Source organism: Leeia speluncae (genome assembly GCF_020564625.1).
Lineage (GTDB): Bacteria > Pseudomonadota > Gammaproteobacteria > Burkholderiales > Leeiaceae > Leeia > Leeia speluncae.
Map to the genome: position 1 here is coordinate 165,814 of NZ_JAJBZT010000007.1, position 12,201 is coordinate 178,014.

The 12,201-nt window shown below is 43.3% G+C and carries 15 protein-coding genes; 5 read left to right on the forward strand and 10 right to left on the reverse strand.

The features are described from left to right. Positions 1–32 precede the first annotated feature (32 nt). The 5 genes from LIN78_RS13450 to LIN78_RS13470 all read right to left on the reverse strand — a co-directional run bounded on the left by LIN78_RS13450 (position 33) and on the right by LIN78_RS13470 (position 2,697). Positions 33–461 (reverse strand): DUF411 domain-containing protein, encoded by a 429-nt coding sequence (locus tag LIN78_RS13450; protein ID WP_227181357.1) that lies wholly within the window; start codon positions 459–461, stop codon positions 33–35. Positions 462–507: 46 nt separating this feature from the next. Next, positions 508–867 carry a hypothetical protein gene (locus LIN78_RS13455; RefSeq protein ID WP_227181358.1) on the reverse strand — a complete coding sequence of 120 codons (360 nt, stop codon included), beginning with the start codon at positions 865–867 and terminating at the stop codon, positions 508–510. Positions 868–917: 50 nt separating this feature from the next. After that, positions 918–1,340: a BLUF domain-containing protein gene (locus LIN78_RS13460; RefSeq protein WP_227181359.1), complete on the reverse strand. Its 423-nt coding sequence runs from the start codon at positions 1,338–1,340 to the stop codon at positions 918–920. Between the two features lie 7 nt (positions 1,341–1,347). Beyond that, positions 1,348–2,058, reverse strand: a complete 711-nt coding sequence (gene folE, locus LIN78_RS13465; protein WP_227181360.1) for a GTP cyclohydrolase I — start codon at positions 2,056–2,058, stop codon at positions 1,348–1,350. A gap of 186 nt (positions 2,059–2,244) precedes the next feature. Then, positions 2,245–2,697 (reverse strand): Lrp/AsnC family transcriptional regulator, encoded by a 453-nt coding sequence (locus LIN78_RS13470; RefSeq protein ID WP_227181361.1) that lies wholly within the window; start codon positions 2,695–2,697, stop codon positions 2,245–2,247. A gap of 111 nt (positions 2,698–2,808) precedes the next feature. On the opposite strand from LIN78_RS13470, the gene LIN78_RS13475 reads away from it, so the two are divergent. Beyond that, positions 2,809–3,417: a LysE family translocator gene (locus tag LIN78_RS13475; RefSeq protein ID WP_227181362.1), complete on the forward strand. Its 609-nt coding sequence runs from the start codon at positions 2,809–2,811 to the stop codon at positions 3,415–3,417. 191 nt (positions 3,418–3,608) lie between these two features. Further along, a complete protein-coding gene (locus LIN78_RS13480) occupies positions 3,609–3,962 on the forward strand; it encodes a hypothetical protein (protein WP_227181363.1) in 354 nt (117 codons plus the stop codon). 36 nt (positions 3,963–3,998) lie between these two features. On the opposite strand, the gene LIN78_RS13485 is transcribed toward LIN78_RS13480, so the two are convergent. After that, complete coding sequence (locus LIN78_RS13485; RefSeq protein WP_227181364.1) at positions 3,999–4,889, reverse strand: SDR family oxidoreductase; 891 nt, start codon at positions 4,887–4,889, stop codon at positions 3,999–4,001. 97 nt (positions 4,890–4,986) lie between these two features. Between LIN78_RS13485 and LIN78_RS13490 the strand changes: the two genes are divergently transcribed. Together LIN78_RS13490 and LIN78_RS13495 are read left to right on the forward strand one after the other, a co-directional pair. Continuing rightward, positions 4,987–5,805, forward strand: a complete 819-nt coding sequence (locus LIN78_RS13490; protein WP_227181365.1) for a helix-turn-helix transcriptional regulator — start codon at positions 4,987–4,989, stop codon at positions 5,803–5,805. A gap of 405 nt (positions 5,806–6,210) precedes the next feature. Then, positions 6,211–7,401, forward strand: coding sequence for an aromatic amino acid lyase (locus tag LIN78_RS13495; RefSeq protein WP_227181366.1), 1,191 nt, complete (start codon positions 6,211–6,213; stop codon positions 7,399–7,401). Positions 7,402–7,451: 50 nt separating this feature from the next. Here the strand turns inward: LIN78_RS13495 and LIN78_RS13500 are convergent, their stop codons facing one another. From LIN78_RS13500 to LIN78_RS13515, 4 genes are all read right to left on the reverse strand, one after another. Further along, on the reverse strand, positions 7,452–8,306 hold the full coding sequence (locus LIN78_RS13500) for a sugar phosphate isomerase/epimerase family protein (RefSeq protein ID WP_227181367.1): 855 nt from the start codon (positions 8,304–8,306) through the stop codon (positions 7,452–7,454). A gap of 3 nt (positions 8,307–8,309) precedes the next feature. Then, positions 8,310–9,545, reverse strand: a complete 1,236-nt coding sequence (locus LIN78_RS13505; protein ID WP_227181368.1) for an NAD(P)/FAD-dependent oxidoreductase — start codon at positions 9,543–9,545, stop codon at positions 8,310–8,312. A 4-nt stretch (positions 9,546–9,549) separates the two neighbouring features. After that, on the reverse strand, positions 9,550–9,864 hold the full coding sequence (locus LIN78_RS13510) for a MocE family 2Fe-2S type ferredoxin (protein WP_227181369.1): 315 nt from the start codon (positions 9,862–9,864) through the stop codon (positions 9,550–9,552). A gap of 72 nt (positions 9,865–9,936) precedes the next feature. Next, on the reverse strand, positions 9,937–10,974 hold the full coding sequence (locus tag LIN78_RS13515; protein ID WP_227181370.1) for a fatty acid desaturase: 1,038 nt from the start codon (positions 10,972–10,974) through the stop codon (positions 9,937–9,939). A 179-nt stretch (positions 10,975–11,153) separates the two neighbouring features. Here LIN78_RS13515 and LIN78_RS13520 point away from each other — a divergent pair, with 179 nt between their 5' ends. Beyond that, the gene (locus LIN78_RS13520; protein WP_227181371.1) at positions 11,154–12,179 is read left to right on the forward strand and encodes a LacI family DNA-binding transcriptional regulator; all 1,026 of its coding nucleotides are present in this window, start codon (positions 11,154–11,156) and stop codon (positions 12,177–12,179) included. Positions 12,180–12,201 lie beyond the last annotated feature (22 nt).

The following is a 12,201-nucleotide window of genomic DNA, read 5'->3' on the forward strand; positions in this document are numbered from 1 at the left end:
TTAGTGAAGGCCATTTTTTCTAGATTTTTAAATCAATACTTGCCATATAGTTTTGGCATGACAGATTTTGCATTTATCTCAAACACCGCTAATGTCCCTGGCTTTTCAACGCCCATTCCGGGGCTATTTGCAGGCATACCTGGGACGGTGATGCCAGTGATACTTGGCTTATCTTTTAGCATCTTTTGGATGGCTTTAACTGGTACATGTCCTTCCACAATATAGTTACCAATTTTCATGGTGTGGCAACTCGCCTCGTTTGTTTTCACGCCGAGTTGGTTTTTTAATTGGGCCATATCGTTACGATTAACGGCTGTAACAGTAAAGCCATGTTGCTGCAAATATGCGATATAAGCCTCACAACAACCACAGTATGGATCTTTGTAGACGGTAGCGTTAATTGCAGAAAAGGCAGATGTGCTAATCAATAGCGCGGCAACAAAGCTAAGTGCTTTTTTCATGATGGTTCCTTAACAAGTTAAATAACAAGCGGTTGAAGCGAGTTATTTAGATGCAAGGAGGCTTAATGGGGGGGCTTGCGGGAATGCCGATAAGCGTAGAATGAAGTGCTGGTTGAAAAACTAAATGGCCAATCCACTCTTTTTCCAAAAGGTTGGATAAATTGGGATGAATCATGGTGTTTACTTGTAATGCCGCACATTGTGTTAAGCAATCTTTATCAGACAGGCCCTGATCGCATGAACTAGCATGATCAAGTGGTATGACCATGCCCATGCCCATGCCCATGCAATCTGCGCTTGTGATACTGCTAGATTGCTGGTGTAAGTTTTGTGTGCCTTTTGCAAATGCACTAGGTACGGTTACACAGAAAAATAGCAGTAATAGAGAAAGAAAAAACTTTTTCATGCTCAAATTATCGCTAAGTTTGATATGAATAAACCACGATTAAATCAAACTTAGCGCCCACAAATAGCGGCAAGGGATAAGAGTTCTTCCAATAGTGATAAACACTGATCACCAGACATGGCAAATGGGTCGATCTTTGGTTTTGGGGCGTATTTTAACAAGGTAGCTGGGTTTACCTTTGCTAGGTTGACTTCCCCCATTGTCCAATGGGCAAACTGACGCTCTTTAATTTCTTCAAAGCCTAGTAGTTCAATATCTTTGTGACGGGTATCTCGGACAATTTCATTGTAAAGTGCGGATACCTCGCTACGCGAACCTTCTAGTACCTGAATAAACGTATCTTCAGTAAAACACAAAATCCCCGTGACGCCACGTTGGGGATTGTGCACTTTCGACTGTTTTAAAATCACATCGGTTAACTGCGCATTGATTGCAGCAGTAGAGCGGCTTGCGTAAATCAATCTAACCAACATGATTGCCTCATTTCTCTTTTCTAGGAAGTAAAGACAAGAATTCACGACGTAAGTGGGTATCTTTCAGAAACACGCCACGCATCACACTATTTAGCATTTTAGAATCGGCATCTTTCACACCGCGCCAATGCATGCAGAAATGATCCGCTTCCATCACCACTGCTAAACCATCCGGGTTCATTTTGTGCATTAATACGTCTGCAATTTGCGTGACTGCTTCTTCTTGAATTTGCGGTCTATTCATTACCCAGTGGGCAAGGCGTGCATATTTGGATAAACCAATTAGGTTGGAGTGTGCATTTGGCATCACGCCAATCCACAATTTTCCAATAATCGGGCATAGGTGGTGAGAACACGCACTATGCACGGTAATTGGTCCAACAATCATTAACTCTTTAAGATTTTCCACATTCGGGAATTCAGTCACCGAAGGAGCTGGATGGTAGCGTCCACGGAAAACTTCTTGAATGTACATTTTTGCTACGCGACGTGCGGTATCTTGCGTGTTGTGATCGTGTTCAATATCAATCACTAAGCTTTGTAGTACTTCTCTTAGCTTACTTTCTACTTCAGATTGAAGCTCGGTTAGTTCACCTTCTTCAATGAAGTCAGAAATATTGTCATTGGCGTGAAAGCGCTTGTTTGCTGCTTTAATCCGCTCACGAATTCTAGTTGACACCGGTAGGGCTGTTGCTGGGGTATTCTCTTTTGTACTCACAGTAGTTTCCTGGCTAAAGTGATTCTTCGTTTCTATGAACCACTCGTTTTAAGTTTGCTACTTACTGTCGCAATCATCAAAACGGATAAATAGGAATGACTATATATTTACCATTGTAGATGAGTCGTTGCAATACTATTTGGTAAAAATAGTTACTGATTGGTAGTTTTTTTTAATCTACCTATTCTATAAGGGCAGTGGACGATTATCGATAATGCTTTTCATGACTAGTGTGGAAGAAAGCCTTAGCACGCTGGGTAAACGAGATAACTGACGATCATACAGCGTTTGAAAGGCGAGTAAGTCTTTTGCGACAACATGCAGCATAAAGTCCGGGTCGCCAAACAAGCGTTCTGCACGGACGACTTCTTCAATATCTAATACCGCGTTTTCAAATGCCTGTACGCTTTCGCCACTTGTATCTCTAAGTGAAACAAACACAATGGCGGAAAATTGCAGTCCAACCGCACGTGCGTTAATTTTGGGTACATAGCCAGTGATGACGCCACTTGTTTCTAACGCGCGAAGTCGACGATGGCATGGAGACAAACTGAGCCCGACGCGTTCTGCTAAGTCTGTAACAGAAAGTCGCCCATCTTTTTGTAATTCAGCAAGAATTTTTCTATCTAAAGCATCCATGAAGAAGATACTACCAATTTATGAAACCAACTAGCAAGAAATAGGGAGCATATTCCTTTGTAAAATTTATAAAATTTTCCTCATCAACAGACATGCAAAAAGAGGAAAAAAATGCCAACCAGTATGATTATCGCCTTCTGGATTGTTAGTATCTCGTTGGTATTGGTGCCTGGTGCAGATTGGGCATATGCCATTTCGGCGGGAATGAAAGAACGAGCGATTGCGCCTGCAATAGGTGGAATGTTGCTTGGGTATACCGTCATTACCATTGCTGTGGCTGCTGGTGTTGGCGCGTTAGTCGCAAGCTTTCCTATTGTATTAAATGTCATGAGTATTGTAGGCGGGGCATACCTACTCTGGTTAGGTATTCTAGTACTAAGAAACCCTGTGATGCCAAGTGCGGGTAATGAAGAAAGCCATTCTGCGACTGATTGGGTAAAACGTGGCTTTATGGTGAGTGGAATGAACCCAAAAGCATTGTTACTGATGCTAGCTTTGTTGCCTCAATTCACCAACCCACATGCTAGCTGGAATGTGGGTTTACAAATTGGTGCCCTTGGTATTGTGCAAATGATGAACTGTGCTGTGGTGTATTCATTAGTGGCGGTAACAGCCAAAGTGGTACTTAAAGCTAAACCAGAGGCAGCAATTTGGGTTAGCCGCTTCTCCGGCGTAGCGATGATCACGGTGTCGATCATTTTGTTTGTAGAGCAGATGTAGCGAAGTAATTGGCTATGTTATTTGATACGGAAATAATTCTGCAGTGCTTCTAAAGTAGAGATTGTATTTTCAGATTGAAAATGACAAAGTAATAAAGTGCAATGTGATTTTTATACATAGCCCGTAACGATTTCATTTACCTTAGAAAGCCCCAACAAAGCATCTATTTGATTTCGCTTACAAGCAGATGAATGGCGAGAAACCACCGCCGTGATGACTGCTATCTTAAAAGATCTTTCACTAACTCCATTCGAAAGATTTGCCAAATTAGTGATGCTGCACCGCTATATAACAAATCACCTGAAGTAGATGAGATCATGGCGGAGTCAGACATCACGTTTAATTTGTTTATTGAGGAAGTATTACCAAAAGTAAGTAAACCAAAACAACAGATTGCCGCCCACTTAGTAATGTCTGCATGTACCGCTGCGGGAAAAGATATTTCAGAACTGAAACTTAGTAACCCAGAACTGAATGATCATATTGCAGAACTGACAGAAATGTTGGTTGGTTATTTGGTCTCGCTCAACCAACGTGGGGGATAAATGGTCACGAAGGAATCCTTCATGACCATCTGGGCATTACAATAAGGTGGCGTGGCGTAAATCCGAAAGCAGTGAAGGGCCAGTTGGGTGCCAGCCTAGTTGCGATTGTGTCCAGTCACTGGAAGCACGAAGGTTTAAACTAGCAAACATCGCGTACCAGCCAAAAAAGTCTGGCGCTTCTTTCTCAGAAATCGAGACAACAGGGAGTTGTAACAGCTCTCCCACCGCCTCTGCAATGGCTTTACTGCTAATCCCTATTTCACCGACTGCGTGATAGCGCTTTCCTTTTTCTCCTTTTGATAGGACTAGGCTATATAAATTGGCGACATCAGAAACATGGCCGGCCGAAAATTCATTTGTCCCATCATTTACATAGGCAACAGCACCTTTTTGCTGACTAATTGCAATGAAGTAGGTAATCAAACCATGTTTTACTTGATTATGTACTTGCGGTAGGCGGACTACGCGAACATCGATCCCTTGTTGTTCAAGAATTTCTGCCGCTAGTTCTGATGCAATTCTTGGATTTGCATGTGCTTTATTAAAGACATCCTCTTGCGCTGGTTGACCGTGTCCCACTTCACCAATGCCAACGCCAGACGTGATAATCAGAGGGATATTTTTATCTCTAGCAATGTCGCCTAAGCCTAAAATAACACCATGATCTTTTTTGCAATTATCCGCCATGGTAGCAAAGTGATGATCAAACGCAGTATGAATAATGGCATCCGCTTTTACGGCACCAGCTTGTAGGCTGCTAATATCTTCTAACAGCCCAAAATGTGGCTCCACACCTTGTTGTTGCAACGTTTGTAAGCCTGCATCCGTTCTCGCTACACCAATGACCTGATGCCCTTGGGTTTGTAATACGGGGATCAAATGTGAGCCGATAAAACCTGTCGCGCCAGTTAAAAATACTTTCATCATGAGTCTCCTGAAGGTTGACAGAAGGCATCATAGGCTTTCACTATAAAAGGAAAAGTAGTGACGTTATCCTATTAAAATAACTAACAGGCAATTGTGCATGACAGCTGAAAATCGGCTTGGTGAATTTCTGAAAGACAAACGTGGCAGGTTAGATCCCGCCTTGTTTGGATTTAGTGTCGCGCGAAGAAGAACACCAGGCTTACGCCGAGAAGAAGTTGCGCAATTAGCCCATATTAGTCCTGCTTGGTACACATGGCTTGAACAAGGGCGTGGCGGTGCACCATCTAAAGAAGTGCTCAATCGCTTATCTACTACCTTACAGTTAAATGCCGCTGAAAAAGAATATTTGTTTTTGCTCGCTTTTGGTCATCCACCAGATAGCAAGATGGCGGTCTCGCATGAGCTTAGTCCTAGAATTCAGCGGGTGTTAGATGCTTTCGGACATTGTCCTGCCATTATTAAAACCGCTACATGGGATGTGATTGCTTGGAATAAGGCCGCTAGGTTTGTGCTAAATGACTATGAAAAGCTGCCAAGTAACTTACGCAATACATTGAAGTTAATTTTTCTTGATCCCAAATCCAAAGTGATTCAACAAGATTGGGAAGTGGTTGCTCAGTTTGTTGTGAATAGTTTTAGGGCAGATGTTACCCGCATTGGCATCTCTGATAGTGTTCAGGCGCTGATAGATGAACTCAGCCAGCAGAGTGAAGACTTTGTTAGATTCTGGCAAAGTAATGAAGTAAGTGACCATGCCGGTGGGGAAAAGCGATTACATCATCCTATATTAGGTGCGATTGATTTAGAATTTTCCTCTTTTGTGGTTGAAGGGCGACCAGACTTAAATATGTTGGTGTTTAACCCATCATCACAGGAAACCAAGCAAAAAATTGAGTCTCATTTAGTTTCTCTATAAGCAAATTCCACATACAGTCCTATCGCGTAAATCCGCAAATTTTTCTGGCAAACAGAGGCTTGTTTATCTGGTTTTTCTAAACAAGCTTTGTGTTTCAAAAAAAACATTCTGTCTATACAAGTTGTTTCGTCAAAAACTTATTCTGTTAAACACCGACCGTATAACTACGTATTCGCTAAAAAACACTTCAAAATATCTACGTAAGTATCTGTAAATAAATATAAATACATTATTTTGTCATGTGTTTATCTTGTCGTTTTTAGTCAAAAAAGCGTTGTTTTTTATACGGTTGACACGAAGTTGTATAGTCAACTGTAGTATCCCTGCAAACACAAATACTAACTAATGTGTTTAAACCACTTAAGCAGCAAAATTTACTTTATGAATAATCGGAGGGAGTGTTTCATGAGGCTAAAAAATACGATTGCGTTGACTTCTATCGCGCTAGGTACTTTGTTTGTTTTTAATGCGGCAAATGCGGCAGATGTGAAAAGCATTACCTTAGCAACAGAAGCAGCGTACGAACCATGGAACCTAACTAAACCAGATGGCACGATCAGTGGCTTTGAACCAGAGTTACTGCAAAATTTGTGTGCACGAATGAAAATTCAGTGCAAAGTCATCCCTCAAGATTGGGATGGCATGATTACCGGCCTAAAAGCGCATAAATACGATGTAATTATTGATGCAATTTTGGCGACGGAAGAGCGTAAAAAAGAAGTCGCTTTTTCTGTTCCTTACGCAACGACACCGGGTGTATTTGCAGCACTCAAGGGCGGCAAATTAGCGGCACTTCCTAACAATGGAAAAACATTTAAATTTACGAAAGCAAACGTAGATAAGAATGTGATTGCTAGCTTAAAAGCAGCACTTAAAGGCAAAACAATTGGTATTCAGGCGGGCACGGTTTACTCACCATTTATCTATGAAAACTTCAAAGACGTTGCAACCATTCGTGAATACAAAGCAGCGTCAGAACACGATATGGATTTAAGCACCGGCCGTATTGATGTTGTATTTGATGATGCTACTTACTTCAAGAGTGCATTCGAAAAGCCTAGCAACAAAAATATGACCATGAGCGGTCCGCTCATTGGTGGTTCAATCTGGGGTGATGGCGAAGCCTTTGGTGCCATGTCAGAAAGACGAATCGATCGATTAGTGAATCCATTAGTTAGTGGGCTACCGGCGTTCTTGGCTGCAAATAATGGCTGCAGCTCTGGCTTTATGATCGCCCAGTACACTGCTGTATCTTTAGTAAACGAAAATAGACGCTTAAGTGCGCCAGCTTCTCTGGATGGTGGTATTACTTCTGCCCTACAAGAAGATCATCTTTCGCACGCGACACCTGCTGCAGTAAAGCTGCTTAAAGTGATCGAAAACACTAAGCTGATATTAGCGATAGAGTTGCTCGCAGCGACGCAAGCTTATGATTTACAAGTAGGTAAAGAAAAGAAAGCGGCTAAAACCGATGCAATCTATCAATTGGTTAGAGAGCATATTCCTTTTTATGCAGATGATCGCCCGTTAGCAGAAGACTTTAAGACAGCCATTGGGCTAATGTCGCAACATCAGCCCTTAACTGCCATTGTTTAAGTACCTCAATCACCGGTGATCGTTCGACAGTTATCGATCACCGGTTCGGTTTACGTTTCAATTGTCTGTAACGCATCCTGCCAACAAGCTTGCGCCCATTCTCGCAGCATCAACGCTTCTTTCCATCTATCGGTAATGTCTAGGCCATCACTCCCTGTAATGGCATAAGGGGTGGGGCCAAGCTCACAGGTAAAGGTCAGTGTGTCATCTGCTTTTGCACGTTTTTGCCAACTGGACATGCCATACGTCCACCATGCTTTAAAGACGTCTACCCACGGTTGGTGTTGAGCAAAGCTAACGGGGATTTGTACCTGATGCCCATTAGAAACCCGGCCATGAAAACCCCAGCCATGATCAAGAATAGTTTTAATCTGTTGATCATCCGCTTCTGCTGGCGGAAGAGGGAATTCTCTTGCCACTACATAGTGAGACAAATCTGATAGCAGCTTGAGATTTGGCATTTCCGCGAGCAGATCGAGTGTAAATAGTAAATCATTCGTGACCCGGTAGCGGTGCGTCTCGATTAACACAGGAAAAGCCACTTGCTCAGCCAATCGCTGCCAACCTTCAATTACTCGAATCGCTTCTTTCAGCGTGCGTGGTCGAAAATCTGCTTGAATCGTTATGTGATGGCAGCCAAATTCAGTGCCGTTTTCTAAAGCGGGGATGAGTTCTTCAATATTGGTTGGGAAGACTTGCCCCTCTGCTTGTAGGCCTAAGGGTTTAAATGTCTCTGCTAAACGCGCCACATGCTGACGATTGTAGTAGTGGTCTGTAAAACCAGCAAAGCCAGCGGCGGCAATTTGCGTTAGCCTTTCTTCGTGGCTTGCAGACTTACCCCCTGGTAATAGGTTTTCCATTGCCCACATGGATTGAAAAACCAATAACGCTTGATTGGTCGACATCTGCTAATTTCCTTTAAGCAATGATTTTAGATTGGTGGATGGGTCTGCTAACGTTTCCATTGAAACCACCTTTTTCATCGCGATTAGACGCTCAATCAGCTTAATGTCTTTTGCAATACAGCCATCTTTTCCCATGCCTGCGGCACCGCGAATACAACCCACTTCATCTTGGTAGATCACAAAAGTGGCTACTTCATTTTGCTGGCGTACAGTCGCTTTTAAGGTTGGACTAGTCTCGCCAACCACTTGCAAGCCCTCATCAAATTGATCTGACCAAAACCACATCAAATCTTCAAATTCGGATTGTGGGCTAACTAGGTGCTTGGCTAAGTAGCGTGCTTGATGTTCTGCATTGCGCCAAGTTTCAATACGCTGATGACCACCATTCATCGGAATGGCAGCAACATCGCCAATTGCATAAATATCTGGATGGGACGTTTGCAAATAGGCATCTACCAAAATGCCATTGCCCACCTTCAACCCTGCGGCTTCTGCCAATGTTTGATTCGGGATAATGCCTATACCCGCCACTAAAACATCGAATACAAACCGTTCTCCTGTTTTCAGTAGCACACTGGTTTTATCTTCATGGTGGGATAATTGCTCAATACCTGCTTGTAGCTTAATCGTGACGTCATTTTGTTGATGAAGCTCGAACAAACGGTTAGAAATTTCAGCAGGTAGTACACGGCTCGCAAGTTGATTTGCCGCCTCAAAAACAACGACGTCACAACCAAGTTGTTTGGCGGAAGAGGCGATTTCTAGTCCAATAAAACCACCGCCAATAATGCCAACCCTCTTGCTAGGATGAAGCGCGGTTTTTAACGCAGCCGCATCGGCCTGATTACGTAAGTACAAAATAGGCACAGCCTCACATCCGGGTAGGCTTAATTTTCTTGGTACACCACCCGTTGCAAAAACAAGCGCCTGGTAACTAAGCGATTCACCGTTTTCTAAGGTAAGCAGATGATTACTCGGGTCTACCTTAGTTACCGGAGTACTTACACGCCAATCAATCGAATATTCAGCGAGCTGTACTACTGTCGTCATGCTTAGCTGTGTTGGGGTAGATTCACCTAGCAGCACTTGTTTAGAGAGTGGTGGGCGTTCGTAGGGTAGATGGGGCTCATCACCAATTAGACAAATTGTCCCTCTATAGCCTTCCTCACGCAGGTGAAGCGCCAATCGCCCACCTGCTTGCCCGGCACCAATAATGACAATGGGGGCTTGGGTATACATCGCCTTACTCCACTTCTATCCACACTTTTCCACCTTCTACTTTGGTGGGGAAGGTCGGCAGGTTGACACACACCGGCGCACCTTGTGCTTTACCTGTTCGGTAGTCAAAGCGACCGTTATGTTTCGGGCATTCGATGATGTGATCCATGACTAGCCCATTAGACAGGTGGACTTTTTCGTGGGTGCAATGGCCTGCCGTAGCAAAAAACTCACTATCTGGAGAGCGGTAAATCGCGTAGGTAAGACCATTGTGGTCAAACCGGCTGACATCTTCTTCATCAATGTCTTCAATTTCGCAAACTTCAATCCACTGGCTCATTTTGTATCTCCTTTTTGGGAATCACCTATGTATGGGTGATTCCATTTGTTATTTTTTAATGGTGATTCGTTGTTAGTTGCTTTGTGGCAATGCACGGCGGATGCAGTAAGTTGGGTCACTGCGTTGGCGCATAATGGCGGGGAAAATTTCTTTGTAAGCCGCCCACAAGCTTTGCGGTGTTGGTGCGCATTGGCTCTTAATTAGCGCGTGTAATTGGGGTAGGTTATAAAACGGTACCATTGGGAACATATGGTGTTCGATGTGGTAATTCATGTTCATGTACATGAAGGCAGAGATTGGGTTAAAGATCACCGTACGGGTATTTAGGCGGTGGTCTAATACATCTTCAGCTAAACCTGCATGCTGAGTAATGTTAAAAATTTGGGTGAGTGGTGAGCCATAAAAGCGCGGTAAGACTACAAACATAGCGGGCAAGATGCTTTGGCTATAGAAACATGCAGCAACTGTCGCGGCATAAATTAGTGTATGGATGCGGCTAGAGAAAATCATTTTCGGGATTTCTGACGCTGGAACAAACGAGCGTGTTGCTGGGCTAACCACACCAAACGCATGCTTAATGGTTCGGAAAAACTCGATGGAGCCCGCTTTTAGAAAGAAGAAATCTGCCAACCAACCTAAAATGCTAAATGGTCTTGGAAAGGCGATCTCTCTATCGTTGCCGACAATAAGGGTATCTGTATGATGCCTTGCATGGCTCCAGCGCCAAAACACAGTTTCGTGTAACGCCATAAAAGACGTCACTTGAAAAAAGAAGGTATTTAACCATTGGGTTTTAAAAGGCGTGCCGTGAGATAGCTCATGTGAGCCATGTTCTCCCGCTGCATAAAATAGGCCGTACACAAAAAAGGCCGGAATTGCCCACAGCGTCCCCCAAGAGAAATACGCCAACACACCAAAGGCAATTAATAAAGCTAACCAAGACCCAAGCCAAGCAAGCGCCTTTTTATCATCCCGCTGCATGAGTTGTTTCATCACCTTGCGGTCTACCGTACAAGCAAACCATTCTGCCGATACCAAGCCCTTGTCTGCTGCTTCTTTACCGCATGGGCCTTCCAGGCTGTAATCTCTACATTTGATAGAATCTATCATTTTATCATCCTCTTTTTCACGATTATTGTTGATTGTTTATGAACACATTCATCACAATCTTTGTGTGATAGAGTATTATTTAAGCTTGACATTACTTGCAATACATAGGCTATTTTGCATTTCAATTTCTATCAAAAATAAAAATCAAAGTTTGATAGATCTATCAAGGATTGATAAAAATGAAACCCACAATGGAAGACGTGGCAAAAGTCGCTGGGGTAGGGGTAGCAACGGTAGATCGGGTCATAAACAAACGGGCTGCTGTGCGCCCTGAAACCGCGCAAAAAGTACTAGAAGCCGCGGAGCAAATTGGATTTCAACGCACGGGTTTAATCAAGAATCGAATCAAAGAACAAAGTGCAGGTTTGCATCTAGGCTTTATTTTGCAAAAGCAAACGACGCAGTTTTATAAAGACCTAGGTGACGCTATCCAATTGCAAGGCAAGCAAAGCCCGTTCCCCATTGCGAAGACATCTGTTATTTATCTAGATGATTTAAGTCCTCAGGTCATTGCAGACGAATTGTTAACTTTGGGTGAAAAAGTCGATGCAATTGCCTTGGTATCAACAGACCATCCTCTGGTGAATCAGGCCATTCAATTGTTGGCGGAAAAAGGTAAACCGGTGATTTCATTGTTAAGCGACCTTACCGCAGAAAGCTGTGCCGGTTTTGTAGGGATTGATCACCGTAAAATAGGACGTATGGCAGCATGGAATATCCAGCAACTTTGTCCTCAGCCGGGCAAGATCGGCTTAATTGTGGGAAGCCATCGATATCTATGCCAAGAACTCAGTGAAATGAGTTTTCGCTCTTTCTTTAGAGAGCATGCGCCAGACTTTCAAATTCTCGAAACACTGGTTAGCTTGGAAGACATTGCGCTGGCAGAGTCTGCAACCTTAGAGCTCTTAAAACAGCATCCAGACTTAACGGCTATTTTTGTTGCTGGCGGCGGGATAGAAGGGGTGATCAAAGGGCTACAAAGTACAGCCTTAAACAAGCATATCGTTACCATCTGCCTAGACCTGACGCGTATTACTCAACAAGCGTTAATCGATGGTGTCGTAGATACCATCTTGTCTCACCCAATGGAGTGGATGGTTTCGAAACTACTAGAAAGTATGGTGCAAACCTGCAAACTACCAGACTTTAAGCGGGTAATTAATGTCACCTTACCGGCACTAACATTTACAACTGCCAATGTATAACTAGCATTTACCTTTAGCGGAA